The following is a 21,684-nucleotide window of genomic DNA, read 5'->3' on the forward strand; positions in this document are numbered from 1 at the left end:
TCCGACGAATATAGCCGGACATGCCTTCATTATAGTAAAAGCAGCAGGAAGAGAGATATAATCCAAACGTCACAAAAGGAAGCGTATACGCCTTTTGCATATAGGTCTAAAGTCACTTTTAATACTAACTATTTAATAATTAATCTATAATTTGGGTTCTACATGGACATGGACATGCATCGTGTTATGAACCTCTTGCAGGCGTTCCTCAATCCGGTCGCTGATCCGATGCCCTTCAATCAGGCTGAGTTGCGGATCCACCTCAATGACCACATCCACCAGCGCATGATTGCCGTGTACACGTGCCTTAACGTCCCGAATCCCCTCTACTCCAGGTATACAGGCAATCGTACTCCGTAAGTCAGACAGCTCTTGCTCATCAAATCCATCGGTCAAGCTGTGCGTGGAATCCTTAAAAATATCCCACGCTGTTTTACATATGATGAATCCTACCGCGATCGCAGCTACAGTATCCAGCCAGGGTAGCCCGAACTGTGCGCCGATAATACCAACTGCTGCCCCAACACTAACAAGTGCATCCGATAGATTATCCTTGGCCGCTGCCAGCAAAGCCTTATTGTTAATTTGCCGTGCCAGTCTGTTATTGTAAAGGTACACTCCCAGCATAATCACCGCACAAATCACAGCTACACTCGCGGAGGTGATATCCGGTATTTGCTTTCCGCCCTTAAAAATGCTCCCGATCCCATCAATAAGCACCTGCAAACCGACGACAGCCATAATAAAGGACGCCAGCAGCGCCGCGATCGTTTCTGCCCGAAAATGTCCATAGGCATGGTCAGAGTCCGGTGGTTTTTGGGAAATTCTCAGCCCCACCAGTACAGCCACCGACACGACAATATCGGTGACATTATTGAAGCCATCCGCCCGCAACGCGCTAGAAGCAAATATATATCCGCTAATCAGCTTAAAGGCGGACAGCAAGAGATAAGCAGCAATGCTCACCCACGCCCCACGCTCACCTTTTCGTATTTCTTCATAGACATTTACCACAACGTAGGACACTCCTTCAAATATATAGTTTCCAGCAGAACGATCTCACCGGGCCCAAAATAAAAATAGCAGCATCGCTGCCCTGAATAATAACAATTTGTCTTTGGTTAACTGTTATTTTCAGGATAGCAGACGAACTTTGTGTGGGTCTAGAGAAACAGTCTTTCCGCTCTGCATCGCTGTAGTAACAACGAAAAAGTATTGCCAGACCCCATTCCTGTAGGTTACACAAAACATTTTTTCCTTCACACAAAAAACAGACGTTTTCTCTTCCACCCCACCCGAGATGTGTGTTATCATTGTTGCCCTTGTCCCTTCTTTTAAAAACGTATAAAATGAGGACACAGCCGCGTTTTTCTTCAATCCAGCATGATTGACATGAATCTGGCGGCAACAGGAGGAATTTATTCATGAGCGATGCCAATGAACCACGTAAAGTTAATCTCGCAGATGCCATTCGGGAAAAGCTGGCACAAAAAAAACAGCAGTCCGGCGCTTCACAGCAGGGCGGCTTTCAAGGCGGTTCCACCAAAACACTGAAAAGCCAAAATACGAAGAAGCCGAACAACCAACGCCGTCGTACAGGCGGATCATAATCCACCTCATAGCCTTAATAGGGTATCAAAGGTCTGGCGTACCTCACTGCCAAAACCAAGTAAGCTATGGGCATGGTACAAAAACGAAAAAGAGGAGTCTCCCTGCCATCTTAATGGCCTGAAGGAGCTCCTCTTTCGTTTATCTAGTTGCTGAAGTTAGCCGATTTCTACCGGATACATACGTTCACGCAACTTTGTGATTTCTTCATTTTCCAAGTACTCATCATAGCTCATCGTACGGTCGATTACGCCGTTTGGTGTAATTTCCACGATGCGGTTCGCGATCGTTTGAATAAACTGGTGGTCATGCGATGTGAACAATATAGTACCATCAAAATCAATCAGACCATTGTTCAGCGCTGTGATGGACTCCAGATCCAAGTGGTTGGTCGGTTCTTCCAGCAGCAACACATTGGCACCGTTCAGCATCATTTTCGCCAGCATACAGCGAACCTTTTCGCCCCCGGACAGCACACTTGCTTTCTTAAGCGCTTCTTCTCCAGAGAAAAGCATACGTCCCAAGAAGCCGCGCAGGAACGTTTCGTCCTGATCCTTGGAATATTGACGGAGCCATTCCACAAGATTCATGTCCACACCTTCAAAATAGGTGGAATTATCTTTCGGGAAATAAGCCTGGCTAGTTGTAATCCCCCAAGAAAATTCTCCGCTGTCTGCTTCAATCTCGTTCATCAACACCTGGAAGAGCGTCGTTTTAGGCAAACCGTTCGGACCCACAAACGCGATTTTATCGCCCTTGTTCACAACCAGACTGAACTCGTTCAACACTTGCTCGCCTTCAACGGTTTTACTGAGACTGTCTACGGTCAGCAGTTGTTTGCCCGCTTCACGCTCAGGCTTGAAGTTAATGAACGGATATTTACGGTTTGAAGGACGGATATCGTCCAGCGTAATTTTATCCAGTTGCTTTTTACGTGAAGTTGCCTGTTTGGACTTGGAAGCATTCGCGGAAAAGCGCTGAATAAAGGCTTGCAGTTCCTTGATCTTTTCTTCCTTCTTCTTGTTCGCATCACGAGTCAATGCAAGCGCAAGCTGGCTGGACTCGTACCAGAAGTCATAGTTGCCGACGTACATCTGGATTTTACCAAAATCGATATCCGCAATATGCGTACATACCTTGTTCAGGAAGTGACGGTCATGGGATACAACGATGACGGTGCCTTCATAGTCCATCAAGAAATTTTCCAGCCATTGAATGGATTCGAGATCCAAATGGTTGGTAGGCTCATCAAGCAGCAAATTGTTCGGACGACCAAACAACGCTTGAGCCAAGAGAACGCGTACCTTGTCGTTCCCGCTCATCTCAGACATATTTTTATCATGTAGGTCACGCGGAATACCAAGACCGATCAGCAATGCAGCTGCATCCGGCTCGGCATCCCAACCGTTCAGCTCTGCAAATTCGCCTTCCAGTTCACCGGCACGCAAACCGTCTGCTTCGGAAAACTCCGTTTTAGCGTACAGCGCATCCTTTTCCTTCATGATTTCATACAGACGCGTGTGCCCCATAATAACGGTTTCCAGAACCGGGAATTCATCGTATTCATAATGGTTCTGCTTGAGGACTGCCATCCGTTCGCCCGGTGTCATGTGAACCTCACCAGAATTGGCTTCGATTTCACCGGAAAGAATTTTCAAAAAGGTGGATTTACCCGCGCCATTCGCCCCAATCAGGCCGTAGCAGTTCCCAGGAGTAAATTTGATATTTACGTCTTCAAAAAGTGGGCGTTTACCATAACGAAGCGTTACGCCGCTTGTACTGATCATATAAGCATACCATCCTTATCATTAGTAAAGTGCTAAACACAAAATTACCGACGGCAATAGTATAACACACAAAAGATCGGATTCGAACCGTAGTATAAGCATAACCGTCCCTGAATCTCATCCAATATCTTATAAATAAAATAAAAAACGCTTCTGTCTCCACGATTGTCACGTGACAAACACATGGACCAGAACCATTTTCATGTTTTAAATTCGTTGAGATGCCGTGAGGACAGACGCGTTATTCAGTCGCAGCATTGATTGTTCTGTGCGCTGGTAAACGTCAGGAAACCCCGACACCTATCGGAATGAGGTACATGCCCGCTTCATCATCCTGTTTGATTACGACCTCCACGTCATAGACCGCCTGGATCAGCTCAGATGTAACGACCTCTGTAGGTGGGCCGTTCGCTATAATACGCCCTTCCCTCATGGCAATCATCACATCGCTATACCGAATAGCCTGATTGATATCATGCAGCACCATCACGATGGTCAGTCCATGTTCCTGGTTTAACTGCCGAATGAGCTCTAAAATTTCAAGCTGGTAGTACATATCCAAATAGGTGGTCGGCTCATCCAAAAATAAAATTGGCGTCCGCTGTGCCAAGGCCATTGCAATCCATACACGCTGTCGTTCTCCTCCTGAGAGCTGATCCAACGTGCGAGTTCTACGTTCGTTCAGATTAGTACAGGCTATCGCCCACTCGATCGCTTCCTCATCCTCATCACGTCTCGCTGTGAACATATTCTTATGCGGCAACCTGCCGAAGCTGACGAGCTTTTCTACAGTCAAGTCGGAAGGTGCCTCATTCTGCTGATGGACTACTGCCAGTTGACGGGCCAGCTCCTTGGGCTTGTAGTGGGCTATCTCCTTGCCGTCCAGAATCACCTGGCCCAAGCGGGGAACAGCATTGTTGGACATCACGCTGAGCAGCGTCGATTTGCCGCATCCGTTGGGACCAATTATGGTCGTAATCCGTCCCGACTCAATAACAGTATTAATAGCGTGCAGACGATCCGTTTTCCGATCATATGAGAAGGTTATATCCTTAATGTCCATAGGTGCGATCCGCCTTTCTGATCAGGAATATCAGGAACGGCCCGCCAATGACGGCCATAATAATAGAAGCCGGGATTTCATTGGGAGCAAGCACTGTCCGCCCCAGTGTATCCGCGAGCAGCAACAGCAAGCCGCCGCATAATGCGGAAAATGGAATCAGCCACTTATGATCCGAGCCAACCAGGTAGCGGGCACAATGCGGAACGAGCAGGCCGATAAAGGCAATTACTCCTGCGATGGCTGTAGCCGTTGCTGCAAGCAGCACTGCAATCACAGAAATCAAAAGTCGTGCGCGCGTTACATTGAATCCTAGATTTTTAGCTGTTTTATCTTGAAGGGACAAGAAATTGCACCAAGAGAACACGAGCATGGCTAAAATTAGCCCAATCCCGCCATAAGTCACAATAACCTCGACATCTACCCATTTTTTCATAGACAAGGTTGATGTAGTGACCTGGTTAATACTGGTGACCGCATAACTGCCTCGATAGTTAAACGACTGACCTAGACCGGAAAAAATAGCGTTCACAGCTACCCCGATCAGAATGAGACGAATCGGATGCAAGCCAGATTTCCACGAAAACCCATAAACCATTAGGCAGGCTAACGCACCGCCAATAAATGAAAAGAACGGCATCCAGAAATAAAGCGCCGGAAAGACCGTCACCGCAATCAGCGAGATCAATGCCGCTCCCGAAGAAATGCCGATAACCCCAGCATCCGCCAGCGGATTTTTCATGACGGCTTGCAGCAAAACACCCGCTACTGCAAGTGCTGCACCTGCCATTACGGACACGAAAATTCTCGGTAGTCTCAGGTCCTTGACCACATTCACCTGATCATCTGTACCTGTCCACAATCCGGTCACCAACTGACTCAAATCCACCTTGAGACTGCCTGTCATCGCTGAATACAGCATGACGCCAACGAGCAAGACAATTACAACAATAAGGCTCCAACCTTTTTTGGACATGTCATCAGCTTCCTTTAATTCGAAGGATACAGCATTTTCATCAGCTCATCCAGCGCCGAGTTTGCCGCTAAATTCCCTGTTGTGCCAAACAACGGTTCAGGCAGATCATAGACATGCCCATTTTTCACAGCGTTGAAATGCTTCCAGATATCGTTAGTTTTGAACTCTTCATCGAACATTTTCACTACTTCATCCGGCATCCCGTGTGCAGCGCGCAAAATGATATCGGGGTTGGATTGCTGCAAGGCTTCGGTATTGTGGGCAATGAACTCCACCTTCTCGCCCTGAACCACATTGGTTCCGCCTGCAATTTTAACCAGATCCCCAATATAGGAATGCTCGGTAGCCACCAGATAGCTTCCCGGTACTCCCAGCAAAATCAATACTTTAGGGGATTTCTTCCCTTTGATCTTTTGTTGAATCTCGGCTACTTTCGCATCCAAAGCTCCATTAATCTCTTTGGCCTTATCGGCTTTGCCAAACGTGTCTCCCAGCTTTTGAATTTCTTTTTGCATATTCGCGAGACTTTCAAAATTTAAAAATTCGGCATTGATTTTCAAATCTTTAAATTTAGGCTCCAGATCATATTTCAGTGTCGTCACCGACAGTACGTCCGTCGGCTTCAATGACATCACTTTTTCCATATCAGGACTCATCGGATTACCCACATCAGGCACATCCTTGTAACGATCAGGCAGCACTTTCGTGCTTGTCGGCTTGCCTGCCAAATCCAGACCCAGCGCATCCGTAATTTCCGCAATGGCTACCGTAGTCGCCACAATACGAGGAGCTTGAGCTTTACCGTCAGACGACTTTCCGGTTGCATTAGATGTTGCCGCTGATTTCGAACCATCGCTCTGGTTCTGCCCGGCCTGTGCCCCTCCCGAACATCCAGCCAACAACAAGATCACGATGCCGATTAACATATACAAACCAAATGTTTTTCCTTGAGCCAATGCTATATATCGTTTCATGAAAATCCAGTCACCTCAATTCAAAATATAGAAAAACAGTAGGAGCCCCAACTTTTTGGGTATGTAAATGCTGACAAGTCTTGATGCCGGGGCACCAAGACTTGCTCGCATACAAACTTTGCTGTTATTCAGACTTCATTAATTATCACAACCTGAGGCTACTTCGCTTTTAGGCTTTCTTCATCAAATTGGAACTGAACTGTATACCAGTGATCATACGGCACTCCGCCAAGGACCAAACCAGGCACAATGACGTGTGTGTAAGCACCAATTTTCTGAGACAAGTCCCCTACCTCGAATTGAACGACACGTGTATCGCCGGATGTCGAGATTACTTCCACATCTTTCAGGGTACCGTTTTGCTCCACTTGGAGAGCTGGCATCCAGGAACTATTTTTCAAAGTAATTTGAATATAGCGCTTGTCTCCCTTTTCAATCAGTGTAGCTGGCTTGTCGAGATAACCGTCCATAACGGAAGCTTCACTCGTTTTATCTTTAAATACATTGTAATTAATCGTGTATTGCTTCTCGGAAGCCGTTTGAACCGGTTGCTCAACTACTGGTTTTGTTTCAGCCACAGATGCAGTTGTTTCTGCTGCCTTGTCCGTAGAAGCTGCTGTTGGTTCAGTTGCGGTTGCAGTTGTAGCTGCATTGACCCCCTCACCTTTAAGCGATGCACGGTCAAATTGAATCTGTCCGCCGAATTTCTCATTTAGAATGTATTTCTCAGGCAGATATACCTGTGTGTACACACTCAACTTTTTATCCAGATCAGGCACTTCAAACGCAATAGTGTGCGTGTCACCTTTTGTGTCGGAAGCCACAATCGTTGGATTAGCATAGCGGCCTTCAAAGTCCGTTTGGAATAATTTCAAAGCCTGATTGTCCGTTACGGTTACATGGGCCTGGACCTTACCATTTTTTACAATCAACTTCGCCAGACTCTGTACAAATGGAGCCACCAAAGAATCCTTATCCGTTCCGTTTGCAAGCACACGGAAGTTCGCAGTGTACTCTCCATCGGCTAAGTTATTTTTCCCCTGTTCTACTTCGTCTGCTTTGGTTTCGTTGTGATAAGATACATTACTGGTATCGAATTTAAATTCAAAATCGTATACCTTCTCTACCCGATCCTCAGTCTTAAAGACCATCGGAGTGGCACTTGCCACTTTAGGGGCTTCATAGACAACCAGTTGGCCTTTCACATTGTTTTTAAAGTCATTTACGCTAAAACGAACGTGCTTCGTATTGCTTGCTGCATCTTCCTGGGTCACTTCTGCGTCTCGGTAGTCCCCGCTTGCATTGTCCCAAATGCGCAACGCCTTCACTTCATTACTGTTTTGCAGCTTCAGACCTACAAACCGTTTGTCGCCTTCCACGACCAATTGCGCCGATTCGTCAGTGATGAAGCGTTGAGCCGGAGAATCCACTGCTGTTGAGCCATCTGACAATACAATACTGAATTTCAAAGCATATTTGCCATTGACAAGCTTGTCAAAATCCAATTTGACGATAGGATCTGTAGCTCCTGTAGAGGAAGGCTCGACAAAGCTGCGAATAGTAGCAGGCTCGAATTGAAATTGCACATCATATACGTGATCATATGGGATGCCACCCAAATCCAATCCAGGTACGATCACATGTGTATTCACTGTCACTTTATCCGAGAGATTTGGCACTTCAAATTGTACTGTTCGTGTATCTGCGGAGGTCGATTGCTCAACCACCGGAGCTTCTGCACCATTTACTTTAAAGGTTTTGATCCAGCTGCTCTTGTCCATTTTGATCTGAATCACATTTTTACCGGACTGTCTTAACAGCGTGGCTGGTTTTTGCATATAGCCATCCATCACAGATATTTCATTGCTTCCATTTTTGAGGACGGAGAAATCAATGCTGTATCTGCCGTTTTCAGTCACGGGAGTTGTGCCGCCGTCTGTTCCTTTTACCGCAATGCTGCTGCGGTCAAATTGCAGACGAAGCTTATGATCCATCTCATAAACCCCACCTGGATAGGTCGTGCTCACGTGTACTTGTGCATTCAAAATCGCGTCCAAATCCGCTACTTTGAATTTCACAACACGCGTATTGGCTGTCTTGTCCTCACTTACAGTATCCGCATCTGTCAACGTTCCGTTTTGTTCTGTTTTGAACTCCGTCACTGTGGCGCTGTCTTTGATGGTAAAGGAAGCTTCATACTTGCCTTTCAATGCCGTCAGTGTCGCTGGAGATAATAAATATTGCGCCATTGCCGATTTTTGATTCTTTGTTGCGTGCAATGCATCAAAATGGATTGAATACGTTCCATCAGCTAAAACCTTCCCGGGCGTACCTGGCGTCCCAGGATCAACCGGGGATGTTGCCGTTCCTAATTGGAGATCGACATTATATGTTTCCACATAATTTAACTCAGGCCAGTTGATGCTTACCCATGCGTTCAGCTTGGCAGGCACTTCTTTAACCTCAAATTCGATAACACGTGTATTCGCCGTTTGATTTTCGCTTACTACGGCAGTATTGGTCAATACTCCGTTTTGTTCTACTTTAAAGCCGTCAATCTGTTTGCTCTTTTTCAAAGTAAACTGTACATATTTCTTGCCCTTACGTTCAACCAGGGTACCCGGTTTTTCTGTATATCCATCCATCATGGACTTTTCACTTGAACCGTCTTTTAACAGCGTAAAGTCTAGATTTGACGTTACTGGAGTTGAACCGTTGTCCGTTCCTGGCTGGTCAAATTTAAGACGGATTTTGTGGTCTGCACTATACGTACCCATGAGAATATGGACTTGTGCGTTCAAAACTGTATCCAGATTCGCTACCTTGAATTTCACCACACGCGTATTGGCTGTTTTGTCCTCACTTACAATATCCGCATCCGTCAACGTTCCATTTTGCTCTGTTTTGAATTCCGTTACTGTAGTGCTGTCTTTAATGGTGAAGGAGACTTCTTTTTGCCCCTTCAATACCGTCAAAGTCCCTGGAGACACCAGATATTGCGCCATTCTCGATGCTTGATCTTTTGTTGCATCCAGCACATTAAAGTTAATAGAGTACGTTCCATCCGCCAAGGTCGGTGGTGCACTAGGGTCAGGTGTAATACATGTGTCAAACTTGATTTGAACATGATACCAATGATCGTATGGTACTCCTCCCAGTTCCAAACCAGGCACAATCACATGAGTGTAAGCATTCAATTTATTAGATAAGTTGCTTACCTCAAACTCAACCGTACGCTGATTAGCATCACTAACCTCTGAAATAGTTGCTGCTTCTACAAATTTACCGTTTTGCTCTGTTTGAAATGAAGGAATCCAGCTACTGTTATTAAACGTCAGTTGAATATACCATTTATCTCCTTTTTGAACGAGCTTTGCAGGCTTTGAGGCGTAACCGTCCATCACAGAAACTTCTTCTGATTTGTCCTTCAGTATTGTAAAATTAAGGACACCCGGTTTCAAGGGAACTTCCGGCTCAGGTGAAGGGGTAGGGGGAGTTACGGGTCCCTCTTTTACAGCTATAGTTGATGGATCAAATTCAATCCAGTTTTGTCTGAGTCTATTATTTAAATTGTAATTCACATCAATTTTTTGTTCCAAATTATACACATCAAATGTTACTGTTCGTGGTTCATACGTCTTTTCCCCTTTTACTAAATCTGAAATATGGGCAGGAACGGTTTCTCCGTTTTGTCTAAATTCGATATCTGTAAAGGGAGTATTAGGATTGTCGAGAATTAAAGAAACATGATACGTAGCCTGCCCTACAGTAGAACTCTGTTCAACCGTCAACGTAGCTGGCTTTAGGAACATATCATTATAAGGGGAAGTCACTACCCCTGACACCTTGCTTTCACTTTTAACAACGTAGCTAATAGAATATTCATTAGTATCCTTCACAGTGCTGGAACTCTGTGAGTCTGCGGCTGCTCCTGTGTACGCACTTGCCACATCTACTGTTGGAACCACTTCTTCTGGACTTGGCTCTACCGGATATACATCTTGCGTCACAGAGGGCTCGGATACACCAGATTCTGTTGATGAGCTTGTCTCATCAGAAGCAGATACGGTCGGAGCAAATGGGAAAACAACTGAGAGCAGCATAACAATAGCTGCAAACGTCATTAAGTATTTTTTTAATTGCCTTTTCAAGTGTATTAATCCCCCTACTTAAAATATACTCATTTGGAGCTCAATAGAATTCCAAATGAGTATAAGATCAATGTATAATTACTCCACTATTAGATGGAATCTTCGTCAAATAAAAATTGAACAGTGTAATCGTGATCATATGGAATTCCACCCGTGTATTCTTTAGGCACACTTACATGCAACTTAACATTCAATTTTTGGGAAAAACTACTTACAGGGAACTCTACTATTCTTGTATCACCTGAGGTACTTACCACAGCCGCATTCACATACTGGCCGTTTTGTTGCGTTTTGAATTCAGTGACCCAAGCACTTTTAGTAATAGCTACTCTAACTTTGTATTGACCATTATTAGCGATTAATGTAGCGGGTTTGGCGACATAACCGTTTGAGTCCATGTATGAGGTTTCATTGGTACCATCTTTGTACACTGTATAATCAACGTTATACGTTCCATTAGGCAAAGCCGCATTCGCTCTATTGGCAGAAAATGGAGCTAGTACCACAAAAACAAGCGCTGCCATCAGTACAGTAAGCATTACTTTTTTCAAAGACAATTTTTCCATACGATTCATAATCATGTTCATGTTCTTAATCTCCTTTTACGTTTTATTTTGGATTAGATTTCGTCGAATTGCAGTTGTACATCGTACTTGCCTGTGTAGCCGATTACTGGAATTGTGATTTCAGCGTAAGCATTCACTTTTGCATTCAGATCAGCAACTTCGAATTCCACTACACGAGTGTTGTTCGCAGTATCTGTGCTTACCACAGTCGCATCTTGCAGTACGCCATTTTGCTCTACTTTGAACGTTGTAATCAGATTGCTGCTTTTCACAGTCAGACGAACGACATTTTTGCCATTAGCTACCGTAACCTGAGCAGGCTTCGTCAGGTAGCTATCCAATCGAGAAGTTTCATTGGTTTGATCCTTCAGAACGGTATAGTCTACGTTATACGTGCCGTCGGCTGCTGCCGCTTTAGCTGAGAATGGAGCAACGAGTGCAAAAACAAGCGCTGTCATGATCAATGCTACAAATACCTTCTTAAAAGAAAATTGCTCAAAGCGATTCATTACCATATTCATATCTACACACACTCCTCCATTTTTTATGCGTTAATTTGTGTTGATTTTATGAACGATAAAGATGGCTTGAATTTACTTCTTGGAAGATTTAGTTGATTTTGCTGACTGGACGGCTGCTATTTTTTTGACGCTTTTGGAATCAAAAGCGAAGCGGATCGTATAGTCATGATCGTAGTTATACGCAGGGACAGTAACATGGATTTTAGAGATTAACGGGCTGTTCACACTCGTAATTGGAAATTGTACGGTGCGGGTATCGGTTTTGGCATCCTTATGGATAACCTTTGTATCGATGATTTTGCCTTTGTAATCTACTTTAAACCCAGTTGTCCATTCGCTATGATTCAGCTTAATTTGCATGGTCATTTGACCTTTTTTTACATACAACTTAGCTGGTTTTTCAAAATAATCATTAGCCATGGACACCGAATCATTTTCTGCCTTGAGGATATTGTATTTGAGCGTGTATGTACCATCCGCCAATTTTGGAGAAGCCGCAGCGGCTCCTACAGATGACGAAGTTGGCCAAAAGCTCAGCACACTCACCAGCAGAAACACAGCAATAATTGCAGAATACCCCTTCTTCATTTTGACAGCAGTCCCTCCCCACGAGAATAAACTAATTGATTATCATTCTCAATTGATAATTTAAAAAAAATAGCTCTTTTCGAGCTTGTCTCCCCACCTCTCTATTCCATAATTTCGCAAAATCAAGTAAACCCATCACCAATATATCTTACACTTTTCAAAAATGTCAATATGTATTTGTGTGTACGTAAACCCTTGATATATGCTATTTTTTAATAAAAATTTGTAGTTCCTTCTTCTATAATTCGAATTACTCTCTTTTATTTTTAGTTCAAAATTTATTTAAAAATTTGCTTTTTTCAATTGACAATCCTCAGTGATATTCATTATCATTCTCTTATACATAAATGAAAATGATTATCATTATTGTTTAACTTGAAAATTGCAGGAGGAATAACATGAAATCTTATGTGTTGTGGTCATCCGCAGCGCTTTTATTAACAGTTACCGGATGCAGTAATGGTACCTCGACCGCAGATCACAAACCAGCCAGTGCTTCCGTATCTACCGCTTCAAGCACGAGAAGTGGCGCGACGATTCAAGTTACTGATTTCTCAAAACGGACGTTGGCCTTTCAAAAGGTCCCTCAACATATCGTTGCGCTCAGCAATGGCGATCTGGATATTATTTACGCATTAGGCGGGACAGCCGTGGGCAGACCCAACTCCAATGGACCTTCCGTCGTACCTGCTGCTGAAAACGTTCAGCAAATAGGCTCCACTCATGAAGTAGATCTGGAGAAAATTACGATGCTCAAACCGGATGTCGTACTAGGCAACTATCCTATGAATGAAAAAGACATCCCAGCCATTGAAGGAGTCGGTTCACAGCTGCTGCTGACGGGAGCCAATTCAGTTCACGATATTCAGTCGCAAATTACGCTGTTCGGACAATTACTGCAAAAGCAGGCTCAGGCCATGAAGCTAAATCAGCAAATTGACCAACAAGTAGCTAAGCTGCAAAAGGAAACCGCTTCTGCCTCCAAACCGAAGGTGTTGCTGGTCTACGGAGCCCCGGCTACGTATATGGCGGCACTGCCAAATTCACTAAGTGGAAACATTCTGGAAGCTGCGGGTGGCTCGAACATCGCCGCTGATTTTCCGGGCCTGCAAAATTTTCCGCAATATGCGCAGCTGAACACAGAACGCATCATACAGGCTGACCCTGACTACATCTTCATCATGACCCATGGCAATACGGAAGATGTTAAAGCCGCATTTATAAAAGAAATGCAGGAAAATGCAGCTTGGAACGGAATCCGAGCAGTCAAAAACAATCAGGTCGAGGTTTTACCTTCAGATCTGTTCGGTACGAATCCGGGCACACGTGTCACTAAAGCGCTGGATTTGATGCATCAAAAGCTGTATCCGGCGAAATAGGCGATGGAGATGAACAAACTACAGCGCGCCAGAAGACGCACCATCGCCTGGATTACCCTTCCGATTCTACTGCTGGCCGTCTCTGTGTACGGTCTGGCCTACGGTTCGGTGTCAATTCCACTTCAAGAAATCTATCATGTTTTGCTACATAATGATGAATCTACATATCGCACGATCCTGATGGATCTCCGGCTACCTAGAGTATTAGTAGGTTTACTGGTGGGAGCTTGTCTTGCAGCTTCCGGAGCACTTCTTCAAGGTGTGATGAAAAATCCATTGGCTGACCCTGGCATTATTGGTGTATCGGCTGGAGGTGGACTTGCCGCCGTCATTACGATGGTGATGCTTCCACAGCTCAGCTACCTTCTTCCGATAACCGCCTTTTTGGGAGCCTTTCTGAGCGCAATCGTCATTTATCTGCTGGCTTGGGACCGAGGGGCATCGCCTGTCAAAATTGTGCTCGCTGGCGTTGCGATCAACGCGCTGCTGGGCGCACTCACTAACGGCGTAATGGTCATGTACAGCGACCGCGTACAGGCCGTTCTTCCTTGGCTATCCGGCGGATTAAACGGAAGAAGCTGGCATCATCTAGAGTTTATGGCGCCTTACGCCATCATTGGATTAATCGCCTCTTTCTTTGCAATTAAACCTGCTAATTTACTGCTGCTGGGCGACGATTCAGCACAGCTGCTTGGTCAGCGAGTAGAGCTTCAACGTATGCTCATTATCCTGCTGTCTGCCCTGCTCGCCGGTACAGCGGTCAGTGTAGCCGGGCTAATCGGCTTTGTAGGGCTGGTCGTTCCCCATGTCATACGGCTGCTAATCGGGGAAGATTATCGTTTCCTCCTCCCCCTTTCCATGGTAGGCGGTGGAACACTGGTTGTCCTGGCAGATACGGTGGCACGATCCTGGTTTGACCCGATTGAACTGCCTGTAGGTATTTTGTTGGCCGTCATCGGGGCACCGTTCTTCTTAATCTTGCTCAAGAAACGGGGGAATTTCGGATGACAGCCATTCAGGGTGAGCATATCTCCTTACAACGTGGGTATTTCAAGCTGGACGATGTGAATATCACCTTGCCCGCTGGTCAGCTCACCGCGATTGTCGGACCGAACGGTTCAGGCAAGTCCACGCTTTTGCGGATTATGACCCGGTTGCTCAAGCAGGATCAGGGTCAGGTTTCCGTCCTGGGCAAACCCGTGCAGGAATACAAGCGGCGTGATTTTGCCCAGACGATTACAATGCTGCCGCAAATGAAGGACATGCTGCCGTTATTGACGGTCCGCGAGCTGGTCGCTTACGGGAGATCTCCTCATGCCAAAGGCTTGAGGGTACGCCATACCGGACAGGACCAGCAAATCGTGGACCATGTCATGAAGATCACGGGCATCCAGCCCTATGCAGATCGAATGTTCCATACTCTATCAGGAGGTGAACAACAAAAAGCGCGAATTGCAATGGCTTTGGCCCAACAAACAGGTATTCTGTTGCTCGATGAACCGACCACTTTTCTGGATATCGCCCACCAATTTGAAGTTATGGATATGCTGCGGCGTATCAATCACGAGTCCGGCTTGACGATTGTTATGGTACTGCATGATTTGCAGCAAGCTGCGGCCTATTGTCATCATATGATTGCACTTAAAAAGGGACGAATCGCCGTTGCCGGCGAACCCCGTGAGATTTTGACGTCTGCTTTTCTTCGCGACATTTATGAAATGAACGCTACCATCAAATTTGAGGATGGCTATCCGGTTATTATACCGACCATACCACATCATTCAGGAGGAATTTAATATGGTTATCGTTACAAATACATCTAAAATCACACCGGGCAATGCACATTTACTCATCGAAAGATTTAACAAAGAAGGAAAAGTTGAAAAAATGGAAGGCTTTCTCGGTCTGGAAGTACTGCTGACTGAAAACACGAAAGATTATGAGGAAGTAACAATCAGTACACGCTGGAAAGAAAAAGAGAACTTCCAAGGCTGGACGAAAAGCGAAGCATTCCGCGAATCCCATAGCCATCGTCAAATTCCGGACTATATTATTGAAAATAAAATCACGTTCTATGAAGTTAAAATCGTTCGTCATCCCATCGCCAACAGCGACTCCTCCTCTTTGGCAAGTGATTCCGAAGCAGTTTAATCCTGCATTATAGCTAAAAACCAAAAAAAGCGGCTCGGCAGGCAAAATTAATTGTCCGCCGAGCCGCTTTTTTTATCAGGATTTTACAAAATTCGATTCCAGTCGCTCCGAAGTACAAGATATAGACGAACTAAAACATTTCGATCTATATCTTATTCATTGGAAGTCGCTTATTGGATTTTTGCAAAATCCTCTTATATAAGGATTATGTCGAATTCCTCAGATTGTAGTTGAGCAGCGACGTCCAATTTTCAGCGTCTCTCCGTGCCCAAGAACATGAATGCGTTCCTTCGCAATACCCATACGCTCACGCTCCGCTTCGAGCCGGTCCAGCGCCTCTCTTGGCGTATCATCCGCCAGCTTGAAGGCTCCGTAGTGCATCGGAATCATCTGATCTGCGCCGCAATCTACAAACCCTTGCAATGCCTCCTCCGGTGTCACGTGCTGCGAGGTCATGAACCATTCCGGTTCGTACGCGCCAATCGGCATAAAGGTCAGATCAATGGCAAAGCGCTCGCCAATCTCTTTAAACCCACGAAAATATCCGGTGTCTCCCACAAAATACAACGTTGGTGCATCCTTTGAGTCTGTATTCGAATGAGGATGGGATTCCGTGACGGACGTGGCAGAGCCAATCACCTGCTGTTCACTTTGCAGAACATATCCCCCCCAATGCGAAGTGTTCGTATCAAACGGCGTGCGTCGTGTCCAATGCTGGGCTGGAACAAACGTAAATCGTACCCCTCCTACCGTAAAATGCTCCCACCATTGCAGCTCATGGCAGTTACGAAAACCTTTGCGGATCATTTTCGCCTTTAATCCCGTGGGTACGAGCATCAGCGTATCTGCACGGTATAATTTCCGCAACGATTCTAAATGTAAATGATCATAATGGGAATGAGACAGCAGAATGATGTCCAGTGGTGGTACATCCTGAATACGAATGCCGGGCGGAGCCAACCTTTTATCAAAAGCCATACGCTCTGCCCATACCGGATCGGTGACGATATTCAGCCCAAGATACTGGATGAAAAAGGTGGAATGTCCCACCCAGGTGGCTGTCGCCATCTCCCGATTGCTATGCAGAAATTCCAGCTCCGGGGGATGGTTTGGCACAACGAATGTATAATCCTTTGTTTTGCTGCGTCGCTCCTGCCGCCATTGTCTGAATTGCTTGATTGTTTTATCGGTATTTACATGATCCATATTGTTAAAACGTACTTTGGGCATGATGCAGCTCCCTCCCTGATGAACCCGTTCTCCAAAAAACACAGCGGTTCAATTTAACTATATATTGTCACTCGAGTGTGAACATAAAATGATGCAACATCCTGATATATGTAAAGTATAATTCAATCACGTCTGTAAAGGAAATTCTGCGATAATACAGCAAAACAGACCTCCCGTATCAATCAGGAAGGCCTGTTCTACCTGTAGTTGTCAGTCCTGTGGATTTTTAAAGCGTGCCGAATAAATAAACAAAAACGCTATCGCCACGACAATAATGATAGGTGACTCGTACATAATCGTAAAATGCTCGAAAGCAGCCACTCTAACTCACCCTTTCTTCCCTTCATGTCCGCGCACATATTTTGCATCGAACAGAAACAATCTTAATATCAGGATCAGCGAAGGGATCAGCAACAGCAGACCCGCAACAAACGCCGTAATCAACGCATACGCCATCGTAGAATTTGTAAAGCTGTCGTAGACATTAATGTAGGGATACAGAACATACGGGAGATGCGAGCGGCCGTAGCCATACCAGGCAAATGCAAATTGCAGCATTACCAATATGAATGAAACCCCCAGATGCCGCCGCTGCCATACCAGATAAACTGCTCCCGCAAAGCATATGAAGGATGCAACAAACATCCAGGCTATGTTCAGCATATTGGTAAAATGATCTGGATTTTGTTTGTTAATCTGAAAAAATGCGAGCAGACTCGCAACAATCGTTGGACCGCTCCAAAGCAGCGCATATCCCCGTACGATTTCAAAAGCGACCTTGTCTCCCGCCCTTTTGGCATAATAGGCCAAAAACATCGCCGAGATATACAGCACGCTCACCAGCGCCAGAATAATAACCGCCCACGTGTAGGGATTACTTAATAGCTGACCCCATTGCAGGTGTACACCTGTACTGTTTTCTACAATAATGCCGCCCTCCGAAATAGCGAGAACTGTGGACAGTGCCGCCGGAATCAGTAACCCTGTCGCACCGTACAACGCCATGTAGACGATATTATTTTTACCGGAATGCCCATACGTATTGTATGCATAATACACTCCCCGGATGGCGAGAAGCACAATCGCAATACTGCCGGGAACGAGTAACGCCGTACCATAGTAATATGCTGCATCCGGGAAGAACCCGTTTAATCCCACCACAAAAAAGATGAGAAATACGTTTGTTACCTCCCACACTGGGGATAGATACCGTTGAATGATATTGTGGATTTTGTTCTGGTGGCCTGTTAACACACTGTAAAAGCTGAAAAAACCTGCACCAAAATCAATGGATGCCACAAGCAAATATCCGAATAGGAACGTCCACAAAATGGCGATACCTACAATTTCATAGCTCACTTGCCTTCAGCCCCTTCCAGGCCCAGCTGCCTTATCTCTTCCACCGCATCCTTATTGCGGAATAGCTTGCTGAGTACCTTAATGGCCGAGAAACACAACACCAGATACAAAATAACAAACAACACCAGCATCCACCCGACACTCGTAGAAGTGGTTGCTGCTTCGGACACCTTCATATATCCGCGTAAAATCCACGGCTGTCTACCGACCTCCGCAAACATCCATCCGAGCTCAATAGCTACCATCGCCATCGGCCCGACCAGAATGAGCGCCAACAGCAGCCATCTGGGGTACGGTTTGCGGCCTGGCAGGCGCTTACGGATCAGATACAGCAGTGGGATGACGAGAATCAGCACTCCTGTGGTGATTTTGAGGTCAAACATATAATGAATAGACAGCGGCGGACGCTCCTCCACCGGATAGTCATTTAATCCCTTAACCTCCGTACTGGGCAAATTACCAGCCAACACACTAAGTGCATAAGGCACTTTCAAGGCATATTTGATTTCACCGTTTTTATCCATGTATCCGCCATATACAAAGGGGGCGTGCGTCATCGTATCAAAATGCCATTCGGCGGCAGCCAGCTTCTCCGGCTGATATTTGGCCAGAAATTTACCGGATGCGTCTCCGATCATCACGGTGCTGATGGCAAACACAATGGTACAGGTGGCAGTCAGCTTTAGCGCCTTTTTAAAATAAGGGTGATTACGCCCTCGCAGCATGCTGTAAGCAGCCAGCCCCATCAGCACACCAGCGCTCAATGTATACGAAGAAGCCAATACATGGGACACTTTGGTTGGCGTAGCCGGATTTAGCATAGCCTCGATGGGATGAATATTTGTCATGACTCCATTTTTGAGTGTAAAGCCTTGAGGTTGGTTCATGAACGAGTTCACAGTCGTAATAAAAACCGCTGAGGCAGACGAGGCAATCGCTACCGGGATGAGCAGCATCAGGTGAAAATATTTGCTTTTAAACCGATCCCAGGTATACAAGTAGATGCCCAAGAATATAGCTTCGATGAAAAAAGCAAACGTCTCCAAAAATAAGGGCAGCGCAATCGCTTGTCCAGCCACACGCATAAAGGTGGGCCAAAGCAAGCTGAGTTGCAGACCAATGGAGGTGCCTGTAACGACACCCACGGCAACGGTAATGACAAACCCTCGCGCCCACCGTCGGGCCAGCAGTGTATAATGCGGATCACCAGTTCGCAGCCCGCGCCATTCTGCTAGTGCAATCATTAAGGGTACGCCGACGCCGATGGATGCAAATACGATATGAACAAACAGGGTAATTCCGGTCAGCATCCGGCTTAGCAATACAGGGTCCAGTGAAGACAAATGGGTTTCACTCCTTCATTTCACATTTTAAACATCGCAGATCACTCTGGATTACCAACTAAGGAGTCAAGCGAGCTATGCTTTTAATTACGGCATATAGCATGATGGCCGCAATTACTATACATACAATAATGAGCGTTCTTTCCTGCTTGCGGAACATAGGAACGCCTCCTTCACTTATCTATTGGCGCATTTTGGTAACCTATTCACAGTTTGGTTCATTCTATCGAGTTTTAACCCTGCTTCTGCATTGAATGTAGCAGTATTTCTTTTTAGTGTTTACCTGGATTAGTGTGAGATATGTCATTGTGTTTTTCTCGTATACGCGAACTTATCTTTGGAGACATTCGCAGAATGAGTTACAATACAGATAAGCTATATATGGAGAACTTTTGAACAGGAGGCTGTACTGAGCTATGAAAATAACATCTATCGAGCCTACTCCCAGTCCGAACACCATGATGCTGCATCTGGATGAGCGACTGGAAGCGGGTATCCGCAGAACATATACACGGGACAATGAGCGTTCCGCTCCCCCATTTATCCGGCGCATGCTGGGCATTGAAGGGGTCAAAAGCGTGTTTCACACGACCGACTTTGTAGCCCTTGACCGCAAAGGGAATGCAGATTGGTCCACCATTCTGGGTCAAGTCCGGGATCAGCTAGGCGAGGAAGGCGCTGACGCCAATTGGGATTTGCCAGAGGAAACCTCTGGAGAAGCATTTGGCGAGGCGCAGGTCTTTGTGCAATTTTTCCGTGGTATTCCAATGCAAATTCGAGTCAAGGCGGGGCAGCAAGAGGAACGAATTTCCTTGTCCGACCGCTTTGTGCAAGCCGTTACCCGTGTAGCGAGTGCAACGCTGATCAAGGAACGCAAGCTGAGCGATTACGGCGTCCGCTACGGTGAACTGCCGGACATTGCACGCGAGGTCGAGCAGGAACTGGAGGCAGCCTTTCCGCAAGAGCGGCTGGAGCAGATTATCCAACAGGCGATTGCCCACGGCGCAAACAACAGCGAATTCGTAGAGGAACGCCGCGAATGGAGCGATGCCGAGCTGGAGCAAGCCCTGCAGCACGAGGATTGGCGCACACGCTACGCTGCGCTGGATCGGTTGGAGCCGACGCCTGAGCATTTGCCGCTTATCCGGCAAGCGCTGCATGACGACAAAATGCAGCTGCGGCGGCTGGGCGTCGTCTATCTGGGCGATATTCGCTCACCAGAGGCGATGGATCTGCTAGCCGAGGCGCTGCGCGATCCTTCAGCGGCAGTACGCCGCACCGCAGGCGACACGTTGTCGGACATCGGCGACCCGGTCGCTACCAGCGCAATGATCGGAGCCCTGTCGGATAGCAGCAAGTTGGTGCGCTGGCGGGCGGCACGTTTTTTATACGAGGTTGGAACCGAGGATGCACGTGATGCGCTGGAGAAGGCGGTCGATGACCCCGAATTCGAGGTTAGTCTGCAGGCTAAAATGGCGCTGGAACGCATCGAATCAGGCGAACAAGCCGCGGGCACAGTTTGGCAGCAGATGGCCAAGCGGAACTCTTAATTTAAGATTTTACGAGTGATTTTCAAAAAATTGTCGATTGTCAGAAGATGTACAGGTACGATATACTGTAGTTCGCTATACAATAAAATATCATGTCATACACCTCATCAACCCTGTTTTATGATGAGGTAGAGGTCGCGGATGTAATCAGTACACCGGAGGAGACGATAAGAGCCGTCTGAGATTCCAGTGGAAAGGTACACCCGCCGAAGTATGCGGAGCTGACTCTTTGTAAATACTCCGAATGCTGGGGCTGCTAACCGAAAGGAGCAGAACTGTCACACGCTGTCCTAACACAGACACGTGTGTTGAGCTATCTTGTTATGGAAGAAGGTATGGTGCGGAATGCATAGACAAAACCGCAGGCGTATTCCCTGCGGTTTTTTGATTTATATACTCCCCCTCCTTCTGGCTCTTGCCCTGACATGAAATACAATTTCA

At 46.1% G+C, this 21,684-nt stretch carries 19 protein-coding genes and 1 riboswitch; of the genes, 6 read left to right on the forward strand and 13 right to left on the reverse strand.

Annotated elements, in window-relative coordinates:
- Window positions 1–144 precede the first annotated feature (144 nt).
- On the reverse strand, window positions 145–1,014 hold the full coding sequence (locus tag ACWGXJ_RS20925) for a cation diffusion facilitator family transporter (RefSeq protein WP_452567528.1): 870 nt from the start codon (window positions 1,012–1,014) through the stop codon (window positions 145–147).
- Window positions 1,015–1,424: 410 nt separating this feature from the next.
- Between ACWGXJ_RS20925 and ACWGXJ_RS20930 the strand changes: the two genes are divergently transcribed.
- Entirely contained in the window at window positions 1,425–1,610 is a 186-nt protein-coding gene (locus ACWGXJ_RS20930; RefSeq protein ID WP_029517162.1) for a hypothetical protein, read from the forward strand.
- A gap of 156 nt (window positions 1,611–1,766) precedes the next feature.
- Here ACWGXJ_RS20930 and ACWGXJ_RS20935 read toward each other — a convergent pair whose 3' ends face one another.
- The 8 genes from ACWGXJ_RS20935 to isdC all read right to left on the reverse strand — a co-directional run bounded on the left by ACWGXJ_RS20935 (window position 1,767) and on the right by isdC (window position 12,231).
- A complete protein-coding gene (locus ACWGXJ_RS20935) occupies window positions 1,767–3,395 on the reverse strand; it encodes an ABC-F family ATP-binding cassette domain-containing protein (protein WP_061831472.1) in 1,629 nt (542 codons plus the stop codon).
- Between the two features lie 283 nt (window positions 3,396–3,678).
- The gene (locus ACWGXJ_RS20940) at window positions 3,679–4,458 is read right to left on the reverse strand and encodes an ABC transporter ATP-binding protein (RefSeq protein WP_254350696.1); all 780 of its coding nucleotides are present in this window, start codon (window positions 4,456–4,458) and stop codon (window positions 3,679–3,681) included.
- Window positions 4,448–5,431, reverse strand: coding sequence for a FecCD family ABC transporter permease (locus tag ACWGXJ_RS20945; RefSeq protein ID WP_069290386.1), 984 nt, complete (start codon window positions 5,429–5,431; stop codon window positions 4,448–4,450). Before ACWGXJ_RS20945 ends, ACWGXJ_RS20940 begins: the two co-directional genes overlap by 11 nt.
- Before the next feature lie 14 nt (window positions 5,432–5,445).
- Window positions 5,446–6,405: a heme ABC transporter substrate-binding protein IsdE gene (isdE, locus tag ACWGXJ_RS20950; RefSeq protein WP_061831475.1), complete on the reverse strand. Its 960-nt coding sequence runs from the start codon at window positions 6,403–6,405 to the stop codon at window positions 5,446–5,448.
- Window positions 6,406–6,563: 158 nt separating this feature from the next.
- Entirely contained in the window at window positions 6,564–10,556 is a 3,993-nt protein-coding gene (locus ACWGXJ_RS20955; protein WP_452567529.1) for an NEAT domain-containing protein, read from the reverse strand.
- Between the two features lie 89 nt (window positions 10,557–10,645).
- Entirely contained in the window at window positions 10,646–11,143 is a 498-nt protein-coding gene (locus ACWGXJ_RS20960) for an NEAT domain-containing protein (protein WP_452567530.1), read from the reverse strand.
- 32 nt (window positions 11,144–11,175) lie between these two features.
- A complete protein-coding gene (locus ACWGXJ_RS20965; protein ID WP_025718712.1) occupies window positions 11,176–11,643 on the reverse strand; it encodes an NEAT domain-containing protein in 468 nt (155 codons plus the stop codon).
- A 72-nt stretch (window positions 11,644–11,715) separates the two neighbouring features.
- The gene (gene isdC, locus ACWGXJ_RS20970) at window positions 11,716–12,231 is read right to left on the reverse strand and encodes a heme uptake protein IsdC (RefSeq protein WP_322174810.1); all 516 of its coding nucleotides are present in this window, start codon (window positions 12,229–12,231) and stop codon (window positions 11,716–11,718) included.
- 398 nt (window positions 12,232–12,629) lie between these two features.
- Between isdC and ACWGXJ_RS20975 the strand changes: the two genes are divergently transcribed.
- From ACWGXJ_RS20975 to isdG, 4 genes are read left to right on the forward strand one after another with little or no spacing between them, the layout of a single operon-like run.
- Window positions 12,630–13,610, forward strand: coding sequence for an ABC transporter substrate-binding protein (locus ACWGXJ_RS20975; protein WP_452567531.1), 981 nt, complete (start codon window positions 12,630–12,632; stop codon window positions 13,608–13,610).
- A 9-nt stretch (window positions 13,611–13,619) separates the two neighbouring features.
- Window positions 13,620–14,618 carry a FecCD family ABC transporter permease gene (locus ACWGXJ_RS20980; protein ID WP_452567532.1) on the forward strand — a complete coding sequence of 333 codons (999 nt, stop codon included), beginning with the start codon at window positions 13,620–13,622 and terminating at the stop codon, window positions 14,616–14,618.
- Window positions 14,615–15,406: an ABC transporter ATP-binding protein gene (locus ACWGXJ_RS20985; protein WP_165179347.1), complete on the forward strand. Its 792-nt coding sequence runs from the start codon at window positions 14,615–14,617 to the stop codon at window positions 15,404–15,406. Before ACWGXJ_RS20980 ends, ACWGXJ_RS20985 begins: the two co-directional genes overlap by 4 nt.
- A gap of 1 nt (window position 15,407) precedes the next feature.
- Window positions 15,408–15,761 (forward strand): heme oxygenase, encoded by a 354-nt coding sequence (gene isdG / locus ACWGXJ_RS20990; protein WP_452567533.1) that lies wholly within the window; start codon window positions 15,408–15,410, stop codon window positions 15,759–15,761.
- A 219-nt stretch (window positions 15,762–15,980) separates the two neighbouring features.
- Here isdG and ACWGXJ_RS20995 read toward each other — a convergent pair whose 3' ends face one another.
- From ACWGXJ_RS20995 to ACWGXJ_RS21010, 4 genes are all read right to left on the reverse strand, one after another.
- Window positions 15,981–16,991 carry an MBL fold metallo-hydrolase gene (locus ACWGXJ_RS20995; RefSeq protein ID WP_452567534.1) on the reverse strand — a complete coding sequence of 337 codons (1,011 nt, stop codon included), beginning with the start codon at window positions 16,989–16,991 and terminating at the stop codon, window positions 15,981–15,983.
- A 210-nt stretch (window positions 16,992–17,201) separates the two neighbouring features.
- Entirely contained in the window at window positions 17,202–17,312 is a 111-nt protein-coding gene (gene cydS / locus ACWGXJ_RS21000; protein WP_414126406.1) for a cytochrome bd oxidase small subunit CydS, read from the reverse strand.
- Window positions 17,313–17,318: 6 nt separating this feature from the next.
- Window positions 17,319–18,350, reverse strand: coding sequence for a cytochrome d ubiquinol oxidase subunit II (locus ACWGXJ_RS21005; protein ID WP_452567535.1), 1,032 nt, complete (start codon window positions 18,348–18,350; stop codon window positions 17,319–17,321).
- Window positions 18,347–19,693: a cytochrome ubiquinol oxidase subunit I gene (locus ACWGXJ_RS21010; protein WP_061831486.1), complete on the reverse strand. Its 1,347-nt coding sequence runs from the start codon at window positions 19,691–19,693 to the stop codon at window positions 18,347–18,349. Before ACWGXJ_RS21010 ends, ACWGXJ_RS21005 begins: the two co-directional genes overlap by 4 nt.
- A 416-nt stretch (window positions 19,694–20,109) precedes the next feature.
- Between ACWGXJ_RS21010 and ACWGXJ_RS21015 the strand changes: the two genes are divergently transcribed.
- Window positions 20,110–21,243: a virulence factor gene (locus ACWGXJ_RS21015; protein WP_250266684.1), complete on the forward strand. Its 1,134-nt coding sequence runs from the start codon at window positions 20,110–20,112 to the stop codon at window positions 21,241–21,243.
- A 121-nt stretch (window positions 21,244–21,364) separates the two neighbouring features.
- Window positions 21,365–21,567: riboswitch (Lysine riboswitch) on the forward strand.
- Window positions 21,568–21,684 lie beyond the last annotated feature (117 nt).

It is taken from the genome of Paenibacillus sp. S33 (assembly GCF_053615415.1).